The 15,818-nt window shown below is 60.5% G+C and carries 15 protein-coding genes; 6 read left to right on the plus strand and 9 right to left on the minus strand.

The genetic code is table 11. The features are described from left to right. Window positions 1-10: 10 nt before the first annotated feature. From AB4Z13_RS30020 to AB4Z13_RS30060, 9 genes are all read right to left on the minus strand, one after another. The gene (locus tag AB4Z13_RS30020; protein ID WP_442207543.1) at window positions 11-1,081 is read right to left on the minus strand and encodes an ABC transporter ATP-binding protein; all 1,071 of its coding nucleotides are present in this window, start codon (window positions 1,079-1,081) and stop codon (window positions 11-13) included. Window positions 1,082-1,151: 70 nt separating this feature from the next. Then, window positions 1,152-2,453 carry a D-tagatose-bisphosphate aldolase, class II, non-catalytic subunit gene (locus AB4Z13_RS30025; protein WP_442207544.1) on the minus strand — a complete coding sequence of 434 codons (1,302 nt, stop codon included), beginning with the start codon at window positions 2,451-2,453 and terminating at the stop codon, window positions 1,152-1,154. After that, entirely contained in the window at window positions 2,450-3,406 is a 957-nt protein-coding gene (locus AB4Z13_RS30030) for an SIS domain-containing protein (RefSeq protein ID WP_442207545.1), read from the minus strand. The genes AB4Z13_RS30025 and AB4Z13_RS30030 overlap by 4 nt, the downstream gene beginning before the upstream one ends. An 11-nt stretch (window positions 3,407-3,417) precedes the next feature. After that, on the minus strand, window positions 3,418-4,275 hold the full coding sequence (locus AB4Z13_RS30035) for a carbohydrate ABC transporter permease (RefSeq protein ID WP_439018062.1): 858 nt from the start codon (window positions 4,273-4,275) through the stop codon (window positions 3,418-3,420). Further along, window positions 4,275-5,192 (minus strand): carbohydrate ABC transporter permease, encoded by a 918-nt coding sequence (locus tag AB4Z13_RS30040; protein WP_113320349.1) that lies wholly within the window; start codon window positions 5,190-5,192, stop codon window positions 4,275-4,277. The genes AB4Z13_RS30035 and AB4Z13_RS30040 overlap by 1 nt, the downstream gene beginning before the upstream one ends. Next, on the minus strand, window positions 5,189-6,445 hold the full coding sequence (locus tag AB4Z13_RS30045) for an ABC transporter substrate-binding protein (RefSeq protein WP_442207546.1): 1,257 nt from the start codon (window positions 6,443-6,445) through the stop codon (window positions 5,189-5,191). The genes AB4Z13_RS30040 and AB4Z13_RS30045 overlap by 4 nt, the downstream gene beginning before the upstream one ends. A gap of 27 nt (window positions 6,446-6,472) precedes the next feature. After that, on the minus strand, window positions 6,473-7,435 hold the full coding sequence (locus AB4Z13_RS30050) for an N-acetylglucosamine kinase (RefSeq protein WP_442207547.1): 963 nt from the start codon (window positions 7,433-7,435) through the stop codon (window positions 6,473-6,475). Then, entirely contained in the window at window positions 7,432-8,226 is a 795-nt protein-coding gene (locus AB4Z13_RS30055) for a DeoR/GlpR family DNA-binding transcription regulator (protein ID WP_442207548.1), read from the minus strand. Before AB4Z13_RS30055 ends, AB4Z13_RS30050 begins: the two co-directional genes overlap by 4 nt. Window positions 8,227-8,428: 202 nt before the next feature. Further along, window positions 8,429-9,745 carry an alpha-glucosidase/alpha-galactosidase gene (locus AB4Z13_RS30060; RefSeq protein WP_442207549.1) on the minus strand — a complete coding sequence of 439 codons (1,317 nt, stop codon included), beginning with the start codon at window positions 9,743-9,745 and terminating at the stop codon, window positions 8,429-8,431. 102 nt (window positions 9,746-9,847) lie between these two features. Between AB4Z13_RS30060 and AB4Z13_RS30065 the strand changes: the two genes are divergently transcribed. From AB4Z13_RS30065 to AB4Z13_RS30090, 6 genes are all read left to right on the plus strand, one after another. Next, window positions 9,848-10,702, plus strand: coding sequence for a helix-turn-helix domain-containing protein (locus AB4Z13_RS30065; protein WP_442207550.1), 855 nt, complete (start codon window positions 9,848-9,850; stop codon window positions 10,700-10,702). Between the two features lie 120 nt (window positions 10,703-10,822). Then, window positions 10,823-11,896 (plus strand): Ldh family oxidoreductase, encoded by a 1,074-nt coding sequence (locus AB4Z13_RS30070; RefSeq protein ID WP_442207551.1) that lies wholly within the window; start codon window positions 10,823-10,825, stop codon window positions 11,894-11,896. 109 nt (window positions 11,897-12,005) lie between these two features. Then, the gene (locus AB4Z13_RS30075) at window positions 12,006-12,764 is read left to right on the plus strand and encodes a FadR/GntR family transcriptional regulator (protein WP_442207552.1); all 759 of its coding nucleotides are present in this window, start codon (window positions 12,006-12,008) and stop codon (window positions 12,762-12,764) included. A gap of 23 nt (window positions 12,765-12,787) precedes the next feature. Further along, a complete protein-coding gene (locus AB4Z13_RS30080; protein WP_442207553.1) occupies window positions 12,788-13,762 on the plus strand; it encodes a sialic acid TRAP transporter substrate-binding protein SiaP in 975 nt (324 codons plus the stop codon). Window positions 13,763-13,825: 63 nt separating this feature from the next. Beyond that, window positions 13,826-14,398, plus strand: coding sequence for a TRAP transporter small permease (locus AB4Z13_RS30085; RefSeq protein WP_113184449.1), 573 nt, complete (start codon window positions 13,826-13,828; stop codon window positions 14,396-14,398). Between the two features lie 4 nt (window positions 14,399-14,402). After that, complete coding sequence (locus AB4Z13_RS30090) at window positions 14,403-15,809, plus strand: TRAP transporter large permease (protein WP_442207554.1); 1,407 nt, start codon at window positions 14,403-14,405, stop codon at window positions 15,807-15,809. The last annotated feature ends 9 nt before the right edge of the window (window positions 15,810-15,818 follow it).

Here is a 15,818-nt window from a genome sequence, read left to right on the forward strand (position 1 = left end):
AAAGCAGCCGCTAGCCGATCGGCAGGCGCTTTTCGGTTTTGGCGTCGAAAAGATGCAGTTTGGTGAGATCCGGCATCATTCTGACGGTATCGCCGGCCTGCAGGGAAAGCCGGTCTCGCACCGTCGCCACCAGGGGATCCGATCCAAGCTTCGCGTTAATCTGGGTCTCCGCGCCCGTCGGTTCGATGACCGCTACCTCGGCGCTCACGCCGTCTTGGCTGACGATCAGATGCTCCGGACGGATGCCATAGACCACCTCCGCGCCGCGTGCTGCCGCAGCAGCCTCCGGCAGCGGCAGGTGCGCCCCTCCGTCGGCGATGAATTCGAGCGGTCCGGACGCGCTGATCCTGCCTTTGATGACATTCATGCCCGGCGAACCGATGAAGCCGGCGACGAAGAGATTGGCCGGCCGGTCGTAGAGATCGAGCGGTGAACCGATCTGCTCGACATAACCATCGCGCATGACGACGATCCGGTCGGCCATGGTCATGGCTTCGATCTGATCATGCGTCACATAGATGGTCGTCGTTTTCAGCCGCTGATGCAGCTGCTTGATCTCGGAGCGCATCTGCACGCGAAGCTTGGCATCGAGGTTGGACAGGGGCTCGTCGAAGAGGAAGACTTGCGGCTGGCGGACGATGGCGCGGCCCATGGCAACACGCTGACGCTGACCGCCGGAGAGATTTCTCGGATAGCGGTCGAGGAAATGTTCGAGGCCGAGGATCTGCGCCGCATCGCGGACACGCGCCTTGATCTGCTCCTTCGGCGCTTTCGCCAGTCGCAACGAAAATCCCATATTCGCTTCGATCGTCATATGCGGATAGAGCGCATATGACTGAAAGACCATGGCAATGTCGCGCTCCTTCGGGGCGACGTTGTTGACGACCTTGCTGCCGATCGAGACGTTGCCACCGGAGATTTCCTCAAGCCCTGCGATCATGCGCAGCAAGGTCGACTTGCCGCAGCCGGAAGGGCCGACAAGGATGACGAATTCTCCGTCGCGGATATCGATGTCGACCCCGTGCAATACTTCGAAGTGACCATAGTTCTTGCGGACATTTGCCACGTTTACGGACGCCATAACTGTCTCCGGCTGAAAATCTGATTTCGGATCTGCGCTCGCTCGGGCAGAGCGATATGCAGCGCATCGCTTATCGAGGCGCTGTCGCGGTGACGTAGGGAGCGAGCGCCGCATCAACAGCGGCAAGGCAGAGATCGCGGGCTTTCGGAGCGACACGCTTTTCGACCACATTAGGATAGAGGCGGGCGAGATGCTGGCTGATCAGTGTCTCCGGGATCTCGTCGGGCAACCGGGCGAGTAGTTCGTCGACTGCTGCCGCCGCACGCGCGTTGGGCCAATAGTACCGGATGCGGTCGCTGTAGCTGAAATGCCGCTGCAATCGCTGCTCATCAGCCGTACCACCATAGTGGCCAGCCCAGTGGCTGGGCTCAGCGAGCATGATCTCTTCCATCGCCGCCGCCAGTCCGCTGCCTGGCCCACCATCGCCAAGAATACCGGCGATCGCATCGAGGCCGTAGAGCGCCTCCCGCAATGCGAAGGTCAGGCCGGGGCCGACTTTCAGGATCGCAAACCCGCCGTCGACCAGAGCCGAAAGCGCGGCTGTCGGCTGGTAGTCGGTGGAATGGGCTTCGAAAAGCAGTCCCTTCATCTCATCGAGCGCAGAGATCAGCTTTTGCGCGCGCTCGGGCCTGTAGAGCGCGACATTGGCGTTGCCGAACTCGACACCCGGCTGGACGACGATGGCGATAACGCGCTCCAAAGCTGGACTGACGCCGGCTTCGGCAAATGCCTGATGGTGAACATCACGCGTCCTCAGAGCTGCTTCCCGCCGCGTGATCTCCAACTCGTCCAGTGCATGGGTCGCACCGCCGGGCGGCGGCACCTCGGTGCCAATGACATAGACCGGCAGACGTCGACCGCTGCGACGGGCAGCCTCTTCGGCAGCTTTCGCCAGACGTGCGGCTCTTGCGGCGGTCAGTTCGTCGGCAAGCGCCACGGGCTCGCCAGCACAGCCCATCGATGTGTCGAGATGCAGTTTTTCGAAACCGGCCTCGACATAAGCCGTCACCATAGCCTCAGCACGCGCCATCGCATCCTCAGCAGCAAGCTTTCGCCATGGGTTCGGGCCGAGATGGTCGCCGCCGAGAATGATGCGGTTTGCGGGAAAGCCGACCTCTGTCGCGATGCGCTCGATGAAGGCCCGGAAGTCCATCGGCTTCATGCCCGTATAACCGCCTTCTTGATTGACCTGATTGCAGGTCGCCTCGATCAGGACGACATCACCCCGCCGGGCCGCGTGTCGCAATGTCGCCTCGATGACCAGCGGATGAGCCGAGCATACAGATGTGATGCCGCGCGGCAGGGGCCGGCCCCTTTCGCCGAACAGTTTCGCCAGTGCGGTCTGGCGGTTTTGATCGATCACGGCGCTCATACGAGTGTGACGACCTTGGTGAGATGACGCGGCGAGACGGTATCAATCTGTCTTGCTTGCGCTGCGCGTTCGCCAAGGATCTGCAGCGCCGGCAGGACAACGAGACCGGCAAGCGACAGATCGACATCGACAGGAAGCTCCAGATCGCCGGGGCCGCCGATACCGATGACCAGGGCGCCTTTCTCGCGTAACTCGCCAACAAGCTTGGCCTCGGCTTGTCTCTGGTCCGTGCTGTAAAGCATGATGGCAGCCGTCTTCTCGTCGACGAGACTGATCGGCCCGTGGCGGTATTCGAGCGGATGAAAGGCCTGCGTCATCAGCTGGCTCATTTCCATCAACTTGAGCGCCCCTTCGAGCGCGATGCCGAAAAGGGGACCGCTGCCAAGAAAAACGAAGTGCGAGCGATCCTTGATAATGTCGGGCAGGGCGGCGTCGAGCGTATTCGCGAGCTGACATGCCGATGCGACGGCCGAGGCAGGCACGGTCTGACCGATCAGTTGCAGGCTGAGCAACACCATGAGGCTTGCCGAAACTGTCATGACGATGCCTTCCTCGGGATGGGTCGGAGAGCAGATCAACTGGTCACAGTTCTTGGCGAGTGCGCTTTCGGGCTCGACGGTCACGGCGGTCACGAAGGCGCCGGCGGCGCGGCTTGCCTTCGCGGCGGCAACCGTTTCCGTCGTTTCGCCGCTGCGCGAGAGCGCGACCACATGGGTCTTCTGCCATTCCGGCCAGAAGTAAGAAGGCCGGTTAAGCCATTCCGCTCCCGGGACGGCGATCGCCTTGCGCTTGAGGCTGTTGGCATAAGCGGCCAGAGACAAAGCGAGGTTGAAGGAGGTGCCACAGCCGACGAAGACGAGGAGGTCGTCCGCCTCGCCGCTTGCCGTATTCGAGCCGATGGCTTTTTCCCAATAGGGGAACTGCTCGAAGATTACCTTTTCGGTCGTGTTCATGATGTCTCCGATTATTTGACCGAACCAGCCAGCAGACCGCTGACGAGGTACCGGTTGAGAAAGATGACGACGAGGGCAGGGATGACGATCGCAATCGATCCGCTGGCCGTGATCAGCCCGTAGTCGATGAAGTTCTTGGTGACGAATTCAGGGATGAGAACCGTCAGGGGTTTCGTCGCCTGCGGTGAGAAGATGAGGGGAACGAGGTACTGACCCCACGCCCCCAGGAAGGTGAGGATAGCGGCCGCCGTCAGACCGGGTCCGGCGAGTGGCAGCACGATGTGGAAGAAGATGAAGAGGCGACCCGCGCCATCAAGCTGTGCCGCCTCTTCGAGCGCGATCGGAAGCTGCTCGAAGACGCTGCGCAACAGCCAGAGGGAGAGCGGCAGATAGGCCGAGACATAGATCAGCGAGACCCCGGTATAGGTGTCGACCAGATGCATCCTGATCATGATCTGATAGAGCGGGATCAGCACCGCATAGGCAGGGATGGCCAACGTCGCGACGACAGCGCCAAACAGAAGCTGACGCCCGGGAAAGCGCATCCGGGTGAAGGCATAGGCGCCGAGTGCCGAAATCGCGACGCAGAGAGCCGTGGCAGCTGCAGACGTGATCACGCTGTTGAGCAGCGCTGCGCGGAACTGCTTCCACACCTCCACCCCACCGATCCGCGCAATGTTGATGCCGAGCAGGCGCGAATAATGGTCGAGCGTGAAATGCTGCGGGAAGAAATGGATCGGCCGCGTGGAAAAATCTTCCGTTGGCGTCACGGAACTTGCGATCGTCCAGTAGATCGGGCCGAGCGACCAAATCAGCAGCACCGCAAGACCGGCCCAAATCATCAGGCGATAGAGAATGGTTGGTTTCATCAGTCGAACCGTGTGTTGCGATAGACGCGGAGGACATAGACGAGCGAGACGAGCAGCGACACGAGTGTGATGACCACCGACAGAGCCATGCCATAGGAGAAGCGAAGGTTCTGGAACGTCTCGAGATAGATCTGCACGAGGATCGGCCGCGTTTCGAGGCTTGATCCGGCCAGCACCCAGGCCTCGTCGAAAAGGTTGAAGGCATTGACCGTCGCGTTCGTCATGGCAACGGCAATTGCGCTGCGCACGAGCGGAAGCGTGACCAGGCTGAACATCTGCACGCGCGTCGCGCCGTCGATGCGGGCAGCCTCATAGAGATGCGCCGGGATGCTCTGCATGGCCGCAAGCACGATGACGATGGTCAGCGGCATCATACGCCAGACATGCACGACGGTGACCGCGATGATCGCGCTCGTTCGGTCGTTGAACCAGACATGATTTTCGAAAGGCAGGCCAAGTGCGACGAGTATGCCGTTCAACAGGCCGGCGCCGGGTTGATAGATCCATAGCCAGATGACGGAGTTGACGACACCGGGGAGCGCCCAGGGCAGAATGACAGCCGCAAGCACCCACTGGCGCCCGACCCTCATCTGATTGATGAGCGCTGCAGCAAGCACGCCGAAGATGGTTTCGGCAGCGACGGCGAGAACGACGTAGATGAGGGTATTCGTCCAGGTCGTCGCCAGCTGGCCATCCGACAGCATGCGTGTGTAATTTTCCAGTCCGACAAAGGGCGTTCCGGCTTGCATTGGATTGACCCGGTGCAGCGAGTCCCAGACCGTCCGTCCCATCGGATAGAAGACCAGAGCTGCCATCGTCACCAGGATCGGCAGCACCAGCAGCAGTCCGAGCATGGTGTCGGCGTTGAGGCCGACACTACGCTTGGCTGCCACACCTTCAGCGGTGGCTGTTGTCATTGCGCCATCGCCTGCTTGGCTGCATCGGCGATGCTCTGCATGGCCTGATCAACGGTGACCTGGTCCTTTGCCGCGCTATTGATCGCCGTGTTTACCGCGCTCGAAAACTGCGGATACCACGGCGGCGTTCCCTGCTGGAACAGAGGCTCGACGGTCTTGGACTGTTCGACAAGTGCGTCGCCGCTCGTCAGCTTGCCTTCCGTATTAAGCTCGGCGAGAGCCGAAGTGCGCGTCGGCAGGAAGCCGTTTGCGGCATTCTTCTTCTGGAACTCCTTGCTGGTGAACCATTTGACGAAGGCGACCGCCGCTTCCTTGTTCTGCGAAACGTTCGGAATGGCGAGCGCTTCCGGAAGGCCGAAGCTGCGGGTCTGACCACTTTCGGTCGGTACGAGGATCGCTTCCACCTGGCCGGCGACCTTGGACTGCTTCGGGTCGTTCATCTGGCCCAGGCGACCGGGCTCACCCGAGATCATGATGCTGGTCAGCCCCTGGGCGAACATGCTCTCGTTGATCTGGCTGTCCTTGAGGCCTGTCGAGGCAGGGTCGACCAGGCCGTCCTTCAAGAGCTTCAGTTCGAAGGCGAGCGCCTTGTAGCCGGCTGAATCGGGGGTGAGGAAAAGCGGCTTGAAATCCTTGTCGAAGAGTTCGCCGCCAAAGGCCTTGGTCAGCAGATACCAGCTCGTGGAAGCGCCTTCGGTCGCCGAGAGCGGTAGGCCGATCGGATAGGTGGAGATGCCCTTCTCCTTGATCTTCTTTGCGGCCTCGACCAGCGCGTCGAGCGTCTTCGGCATTTCGGTAATGCCGGCGTCCGTGAAATGCTTCTTGTTGACGAGCATGACGCGGAAGTCGTTCGTGTAGGGTACGCCGAGCAACTGACCGTCGACGGTGAAGATCTTGGCGACGCCAATATCATCGACACTATCCTTGTCGATCACTTCGTTCAGCGGCATGTACCAGCCGGCGGCGCTGAACTGACCCGTCCATGACCAGTCGAATTCGGTGACATCGGCTGGTGCCGTGCCGGCGACGAGCGCCGTTACCAGCTTCGGGCGGATATCGTCCCAGGAGAGGGTCTGGAGATCGACATGAATGCCGGTCGCGGCTTCAAAATCGGCCGCAACCGTGGCGCCCTGCGGCGACGGCATCAGCACCGTGATAGACTGGCCGGCAAGCGGTTTGGCGTCGTCCGCCAAGGCAGGCAGGGCGATCGCAAGGGCGGCGGAGGCAAGCAAAGGCAATATCAATTTACGCATGTTCCCATCCTTCTTTATCGTTGACAGTCATTGTCTTGATCGCGCGATCACGGTTTCGGCCGCGACCGCGATTTGCCCGAACCAGCGCTCGTCAAGCGGCCAGTCGAGAAGTTGGGCGGCGGCCAGAAGCGCGCCGCCAATGGGGGGAAGTACGGGTGAAACCGCCCGCCGGCCGATCCGCCGTTCGACGGCTTCAAGCAAAAGACGGCTGGAAAAGGTGCCGCCCGCGTAGGTCCAGTCCGTGCCGGTTTCACAATGGCTGGCGATTGCCCAATGGTGTTTGGCAAGCTCTTCGGCCGCCGTCTCGATCAGGCCAATGGCCGTCTCATCACCTTGCTGAGCAGTTCGATCGACAAGGATGGAGAGCGCGGCGATACCCGCACGGGGCCTTGCGAGCCCGTTGATCCAGCCGCCGAGCGCGTTCATCGGGTCTGCAATATCCAGCTGGAGATGATCGTAAATGGCTCGCGCCATCGCCGTCGGCTTGGCACGTCCATCGAGGCTCTGGCTGATGAGATGCAGGGCTGCGCGACCGATCCAGTAGCTGCTGCCCTCGTCGCCGATCACATCGCCCCAACCGCCGGCGCGTGCGGAGGCGCCCGCACCGTTGCGCGCCCAGGACATGGAGCCGGTCCCCGACAGGATGAGGATGCCCGGACGCCCGGCAAAGGCACCGAGATGGGCTGCATCGACGTCATTGAGCACGATCCTGCGGATATCCGGAAAGGCGTCATCAATGCATTGTTTCTGAAGCGCAGAGAGGTGAGCGACTTCGCCATAAGCAGGCAGGGCAGCGCCGACGGCGGCCAGTCCCGGCTCATTGCGGAACGGTTCGATATGCCGCTCCAGCTCCTGTCGCCAGTCCGGATTGTCCATCGGATTGACACCACCGCCGAGCGCAGTGCGGAGAATCTGGCCGCCTCTGTCGGCCAGTGTGACGAGCACCTTGCTGCCGCCGCCATCGATGCCGAGGATCAGCTCGTTACTCATTCTTTTGCTCCGAGCTCGGCATAGGTCGCGTCAATGCCGAAGTTGGTGAGTTCGGCGCGCCATTGGAGTGTCAGACCCTTGTCGGTGATGAGCTTTGCGGTGTTCAGCGGCGCGACCTTGTAGGTTGCCATCGTCCCGAATTTTGAGGAATCGGCGAGCACATAGCCGTTGGCAGAGCGGGTGAGCATGCGCCGGTTCAGGCTGGCTTCGGCACTGTCCACGCTGTAGATCGCGCCGTCGGGGCTGATGGCGCTTGCTCCGAGAAACAGCTGATCGAACCAGATCGTTTCGAGCATCGCCTCGGCCTGCGGGCCGACGAGCGAGGCGTTTTCGCTGCGCAAATGGCCACCGAGAAGCACGACCTCGAGGTTCGGAATGTTGAGAAATTCCTGAGCGACGATCAGGCCGTTGGTGAAGATGCGCAGCGGCATCGGATTGATGCGGATGAGCCGGGCAAGCTGAAGAACCGTCGTGCCGGCATCGAGGAAGATCGCCGTGCGGGGCAGAAGCAGTTCGTAGGCAGCATTGGCGATCGCACGCTTGGCCGAAAGCTGACGCTTTTCCCGTTCCTGGAAGGCCATTTCGACCGAGGAACCCTCGGCGATGCGGGCGCCGCCATGCACACGGTCGATCGCGCCATCCTGTTCGAGAATTTGCAGGTCGCGCCGCACTGTTGCCAAGGAGGCGCCGACAGCATCGGCTAGGTCCTGGATGGTGGAAAAGCCATTCGCATAGAGATGACTGCGGATGGCATCGAGCCGATCAGTCTTCACGCCGCCAGTCTGGTTCACAGATCGTCCCCTGGTGCAATTGTGCTTCTTGCATCAAAATTCCCACTCAATACGATCAATGTCAATCAAGATTGTGATCGTTTATGATCTTTTTCATGTTGGCCGATCTGGTGGTGCGCGATCAAAAAGAAAGGCACGTCGTCTCTGATGACGACGTGCCTCTTGGCTGTTGTTTGGTGAGCGAATAGGCCTGTGGCCGATCTCAGCTATATCTGGGCAGGAGGTCGCCGTGTGCCTCGATCAGGTCGTCGACCAGACCCCAGATCTCGTCCGGCGAGAGTTCTGCTGATGTATGCGGATCGAGCAGGGCTGCCTGATAGATGCGGTCGCGTTTTCCCGTCAATGCTGCTTCAACGGTCAGTTCCTGAACCGAGATGCTGAGCTTCATCACAGCGGCGAGCTGCGTGGGGATCCTGCCGATGCGGGTTGGCTGGATGCCGTTCCTGTCCACATGGCAGGGCACTTCCACGATACATTCGGCCGGAAGGTTCTCGATCAGGCCGTTGTTCGGAACATTGCCATAGATCAGCGCTGGATTGCCGGTGACGGCGGCGTGGATGATGCCCGCGGCATATTCGTTGCTGCGGCAGACCTCGATCGGCTTGTCGCCTTCGAGATCCCGGCGCAGCGCATGCCATTCTGAAATCTGCCGCTCGCAGCGGCTGATATACTCGTCGAGCGGAATGTTGAGCTTGTCGATGAGCTCCGGACGGCGGTCCTTGATGTACCAGGACGTATATTCGGAGAAATGCTCGCTGGATTCCGTCACGAAATGACCAAGCCGCTTCAGGACATCGAAACGCACCCGGTCGTCGGACGGCACGCGTCCCTCGCCGGCGAGAGCCTTCAGGCGGGGATAAAGATCTTCGCGCCGGCCATCGGCATGCAGCTTCTCGTATTTCAGGAAGAAGGCGATGTGGTTGATGCCAGCCGAGATGTAGTTGATGTCGGCAATTTCTTCGTCGAGGCAGGAGGCGAGATGGGCGGCGGTATGCTGCACGCTATGGCAAAGGCCAACCGTGCGGATACTGGGCGCCAGCTCCTTGATCGCCCAGCAGTTGATCGCCATCGGGTTCACATATTGCATTAGCAGCGCGTCGGGGCAGACCTCTTCCATATCGCGGCAGATCGCTTCCAGCACCGGAATGGTGCGAAGTCCGCGGAAGATCCCGCCGATGCCGAGCGTATCGGCAATGGTCTGCCGCAGGCCGTACCGCTTCGGCACGTCGAAATCCGTCACAGTAGCCGGCTTGTAGCCGCCGACCTGCATCATCAGGATAACGAAATCCGATCCGCGCAGCGCCTCGCGACGATCGAGGGTTGCCTCTATCCTTACCCTCTGCAGATTGAGCGCCTCGCAGATGCGCCGCGCAACGATCTCCGATGTCTTCAACCGTTCGGGGTCGACATCAAACAGGCTGATCACATAATCGCTGCCCGAGGGTGTGGACAGCACATCCCCCAGAATGTTCTGCGCAAAAACGGTGCTGCCCGCACCCACGAGGCAAATCTTCGGCATTTCGGTCTCCCACAAATCAAGGTTGCCATAGTGGTGCCTCTTCCAAATCAGAATTTCTTCCTGCTATTGAAGGGAGTATTCCCGGATTGAAGCGTTGGACGCATGAAAGACGATCATTTCAACAGGAGCGGGGAGTGGGCGGGGTCGCCGCGGAGCTTCCTGATCGAGCGCCACACGGCCGATGCCATGAGCGCTGCGCATTGGCACGACCATGTCGAGATCAACCTGCTTCTCGATGGTGCCATGACCTATCTTTTCAATGGTCGGCAGGAACGGGTCGAGGCCGGGCGTCTTGTCCTCTTCTGGGCGGCCATTCCCCACCAGACGATCCTGGTGACGCCGGAGGCGCCGCTTATCTGCATCTACCTTCCGCTCGTCGACTTTCTCGCGCTCTCCATCGACAAGAAGGCGAGACAGGCAATCATGCAGGGCGCCTTCGTGGTCGAGCCCCGCCGCCGCGAGACGACGCCGCTCACCGTCTCTGCCTGGGTCGAGGAATGGGGCAGCAGCGATCCCGTCCGGCGCCAGTTGATCGCGGACGAGGCTAAGCTCAGGGTGCGCCGGCTCATCCTTGATCACGCCGATGATCGAGGCTCGTCCGTTGCAGCGGCCGCGACGCCGGTAAGCCCCGCCATCCGCCATTCAGAGGTGCTGACCGACCTGATCAACCGGCATTTTCCCGAGCCGCTAAGCCTGGCGGATCTTGGAAAGCGCGCTAACGTGCATCCAACCACTGCCAATCGGGCGTTTCGCGATGTGCTCGGCATTTCCGTAATGGAATATCTGACACGTTATCGTCTCGCGAGAGCAATGCAGCGGCTGGCCGAGACCGAGGACTCGATCCTGGAGATTGCCCTCGACTGCGGCTTCGGCTCCAGTAGCCGATTTTACGACATCTTCAAGCAGCGAACTGGCACGACACCCCGGCAGTTCCGCCTGTCGCTCGGCAAGCCGTGACGTCTGCACAAGTCGGACAGGGGTTTGAAAGAAGTGCAGGTTCAGGCGCGGTGCGGCTATCGAATCTTCTCGCCAGCGCGCTAGAGTTTGCAGACGATCCACTCTAACGGATTGAGGCCGATGACGACTGACAGCAAGAACCCCGCTGGCGCCCTGGCGTCCCTGGCAACGATCGAGGATTTCTGCCGAGAGGTCTTTATCGCGGCCGGTGCCGACCAACAGACTGCGGATGCAGCGACGCGGGGAATGCTGCATGCTACGCGCTATGGCATCGACAGCCATGGTGTGCGCCTCCTCCCTCATTATGTGAAAGGGTTGACCGAAGGACGCCTCAATCCGCGCCCGCGTCTCGCGCTGGTAAACACTTTCGGCGCCGTCGCTTCGCTCGATGCGGATAATGGCCATGGTGCGCTCGCGACCTATACGGCCATGGAGCATGCGACGCGTCTTGCCGGGGAATTCGGGATCGGTGCGGTTGCGATCCGCAATTCCTCGCATTTCGGACCGGCAGGTGCCTATGCGTTCGATGCCGCCCAACGCGGCTTCATCGGCTTTGCTTTCTGCAATTCCGATAGCTTCGTGCGTCTGCACGACGGCGCCATGCGCTTTCATGGCACCAATCCGATCGCCTGCGCTGTGCCGGTCACGGGAGATAACCCGTGGCTCTTCGACATGGCGACGAGCGCCGTGCCCTATAACCGCGTGCTGCTCTATCGCAGCCTCGGCCGCCAACTGCCCGAAGGAGTCGCCTCCGATGAACGGGGGTATGACACGGCCGATCCTGATGTGGCCGAAATGCTGGCGCCGCTCGGCGGCGAATTCGGCTTCAAGGGCGCAGGGCTTGCAGGCATTCCCGAGATCTTGAGTGCTGTGCTCACAGGCATGAAGCTGAGTTTCGATATCGCTCCGATGTCCGGGCCGGATTTTTCGACACCGCGCGGGCTGGGTGCCTTCGTCATCGCGCTGAACCCTGCAGCCTTCCTCGATATCGAGATCTTTGACGCTGCCATGAAACGCTACGTCGAAACCTTGAGGGCATCTCCGCCGCGTGAAGGCTTCAGGGTGATGGCGCCTGGCGATCGGGAATGGGCTGTCGCCGCCGAGCGGGAAAGACATGGCGTGACGCTGGATCCGGCAACGGTCGAGGCCCTTAGGACCTTTGCATCCACTTATCAACTGGCCAGCCCGGTCTGAGTGCATGCGTCGGATTGACGCACAACTTCCCCGATGATAGCTTCGGATCAATTGGTCAGGCCAGTTGACCAGTTGTGCGCTTGAGGAGAAGCGTGCCGGGGAGGCCATAATGTTTTCGGCAGTTGAATCACGCCGCCTCTACAGGCAGGTGGCGGACCAGATTCGTATGATGATTATCCGAGGAGAACTCGCCGTCGGCCAGAGGTTGCCTGCCGAGCGCGAGCTTGCGGAGCAGCTTGCAGTTTCGCGCCCTACGCTGCGCGAAGCGCTGATCGTGCTGGAAGTCGAGGGATACATCAATATCCGCATGGGCTCCGGCATCTATGTCACGCGCAAACATGCTGCCGAAACGACCGGCAGTGAGCGCGAACCGGTGGAGGGTCCTTTCGAGCTGCTGCAGGCCCGCGCCATCATCGAATGCGCGATATCAGAGGAGGCCGCAAAAAGCGCCCGCCCTGAGGACATTGCCGTCCTCGATGAGGCGCTGAGAGCGATGAGCGGCGTGGTGGAGGATGCGCGCGCCGTGCTTGTCGCCGACCGCGCCTTTCATACCGGCATCGCCGCAATCGTCGGCAATGCGACCTTGATCCGCGTTACCGGCGAGATGTTCGACATGCGCATGACGCCGTATTTCGAAAAGCTTGCCAGCCTTTTCGAAGGACCGGTGTCGTGGCGCAGCGCGCTGGAAGAGCACCGGGCTATCCGCGACGCGATCGCCGTCGGCGATACGGCAGGGGCGAAGGCCGCCATGCGCGCGCATCTCACGAATTCACAGAAGAGGTTTTCCGAAAGCTTCGGGGAGGAGGTTTCGGGCGAGCAGGGGCGCGGCCACACGGCCGGGCCGAACAAGGGAAAAGCAGCCACTTAACGAGATCTCAGGAGGAGAGAGCGATGAAGTTGAAACTGACGACGATACTCTGCACTGCCGCCGCAATCATGGCGACGACTGCGATTGCGCATGCCCAGACGGTGCTGAAATGGGCCCATGTCTACGAGACATCGGAACCTTTCCACACGGATTCCCTCTGGGCCGCGGAAGAGATCAGCAAGCGCACCAACGGCCGATACAAGATCGAGGTCTATCCGGCTTCGCAGCTCGGCAAGGAAGCCGATATCAACCAGGGCCTCAAGCTCGGAACGGTCGACATCATCATTTCCGGATCGAGCTTTGCCGCCCGCGACTATAAGCCGATCGGCGTGACCTATTTCCCCTATATCTTCCGCAGCCCGGGACACCTGATCGCCTACACCAAGAGCGACGTCTTCAAGCGCCTGGCCAAGGGTTATGAGGACAAGACCGGCAACCATATCGCCGCCGTCAGCTATTACGGGACGCGCCATACGACGGCCAACAAGCCGATCGCCAAATGCGCTGACATGCAGGGTCTGAAGATCCGCGTGCCTGATGTTCCTGCCTACCTCGCCATGCCGCGCGCCTGCGGCGCCAACACGACGCCGATCGCCTTTGCCGAGGTCTATCTCGCCTTGCAGAACGGCACGGTCGAAGCCCAGGAAAACCCGCTGACGACGATCGAGGCCAAGAAGTTCTACGAAGTCCAGAAGAACATCATTCTGACCGGCCACATCGTCGATCACTTGAATACGGTGATCTCGAAGACACTCTGGTCGAACCTTTCGGACGAAGACAAGAAGATCTTCGGCGAGGTCATGCAGGAAGCTGCCGTGCGCACGACCAAGACCATCGAAGGCAAGGAAAACAGCCTGATCACCACCTTCAAGGAGAAGGGCTTGAGCGTCACCGAGGTCGACAAGGCCGATTTCGAGAAGACGGTCGCGGAAAAGGTCAAGTTCGAGGACTTCGGCTACGAAAAGGCCGATTGGGAAGCGATCCGCGCGATCCAGTAACAGCCCGAGGGCGCGCCGCCTGAGCGCCGCGCGCCCTTCTTCCCCACCGGAACAAGGCCGATCATGTCACAAGAAGTTCATACGCAAGTCACTGCCGAGGAGATCGGCCACGAATTCGAGGGGCATGCGCCCACCGCCAATATCTCGGACTACGCCATCGAAGACTGGATCACGCTGCTCGTTTTCTGGTTGATGGCCGGTTGCGTCTTCCTGCAGTTCTTCACCCGCTATGTGCTGAACAACAGCTATGCCTGGACCGAAGAGATCGCCGTCAACTGCCTGATCGGCGTCGTCTTTCTCGGCGCCGTCATGTGCGTACGCACGTCGCGCCATATCCAGGTGGATGTCTTCTATCATTACATGCCGGCAGGCCTTGCGCGCGTTCTCGCAACCTTTGTGGATATCGTCCGCATCGGTTTCTTCGCCTATGGCTGTTATCTGATGTGGCGCTATGTGCAGATCGTCGCGGACGAGCAGATGGTCACCGTCGACCTGCCCCGCAATATCGTCTTCTACAGCGTGCTTGCAGCCTTCGTGCTGATGCTGATCCGTGCGGTGATCGTCTTCATCGCCAATATGCGCCGCGGCTACTCCGTTCTGGAGCGCCCCGAAGAATTCCACGCTGTCGAAGGATGACCTGATGCTGCTCTTGCTTGGCTCATTTCTGGTGCTGATGCTGATCGGCGTGCCCGTCGCGATCTCGATGGCCGTCGCCTCCGTTCTCTATATCGTCCTCTACGGCGTTGCGCCCGATATCATCGTCGCCCAGCGCATGATCGCGGGTGTCGAAAGTTTCCCGCTTCTCGCAGTTCCCTTCTTCATCCTTGCTGGCAACCTGATGAATTCTGCGGGTGTCACCGGCCGCATCTATTCCTTCGCCGTCGCGCTCGTCGGCTGGATGAAGGGTGGCCTTGCGCAGGTCAACATCATTGGTTCCGTCATATTCTCGGGCATGTCGGGCACTGCGCTTGCCGATGCGGCCGGCATCGGCACGATCGAGATCAAGGCGATGAAGGATCACGGCTACCCCGTCGAGGCCGCGGTCGGGGTAACGGCGGCGTCTGCCACGCTCGGTCCGATCTTCCCGCCATCCTTGCCCTTCGTGATCTACGGCATGATGGCGAATGTCTCGATCGGCGCTCTTTTCATGGCCGGTATCCTGCCCGGCGTTGTCATGACGCTGCTGATGATGATCACAGTTGCGGCCTTTGCCTACGTGAAACGTTGGGGTTCCGATGCGCCTTTCGACGTCAAACAGCTCCTTTCCGCAGGTTTGGAGATCATCGTGGTTCTGCTCGTACCGCTATCGATCTACGTGATGATGCGATCAGGCGTATCGATGAATGCCGCGGCGGGCATTGCCCTCGTCGTCCTTCTGGCGCTCGACTGGTATTTCCGCTTTTCCGCCGTCATGGCGCTCATGACTCCTGTCATCTTGATCGGCGGCATGACCATGGGCTGGTTCACGCCGACGGAAGCGGCCGTCGCCGCTGTGCTGTGGTCGCTGTTCCTCGGCCTCGTGCGCTATCGCACGATGACGTTCTCGACACTCGCCAAGGCGAGCTTCGACACGATTGAAACGACGGCATCCGTTCTCTTCATCGTCACTGCCGCTTCGGTCTTCGCATGGCTGCTGACGGTGAGCCAGGCTGCCCAGCTTCTGTCCGACGCGATTCTGTCGATTACCGACAATAAGTGGGTGTTCCTGATCCTTGTGAACCTGCTGATGCTCTTCGTCGGCTGCTTTCTGGACACAATCGCCGCCATTACCATCCTCGTACCGATCCTTCTGCCGATCGTCGCGAAATTCGGCATCGATCCGGTACAGTTTGGCCTTATCATGACCCTGAACCTGATGATCGGCCTGCTTCACCCTCCGCTAGGCATGGTACTCTTCGTGTTGTCGCGGGTGGCGAAATTGTCCGTCGAACGCACGACGATGGCGATCTTGCCCTGGCTTGCGCCGCTCTTCATCGCCTTGATTTTGATCACCTTCGTCCCCTCGATATCCCTGTGGCTGCCACAGCAGCTTGGGCTTCTGAAATAGGAGAATGTG

Source organism: Rhizobium sp. YAF28 (assembly GCF_052113285.1).
GTDB lineage: Bacteria > Pseudomonadota > Alphaproteobacteria > Rhizobiales > Rhizobiaceae > Rhizobium.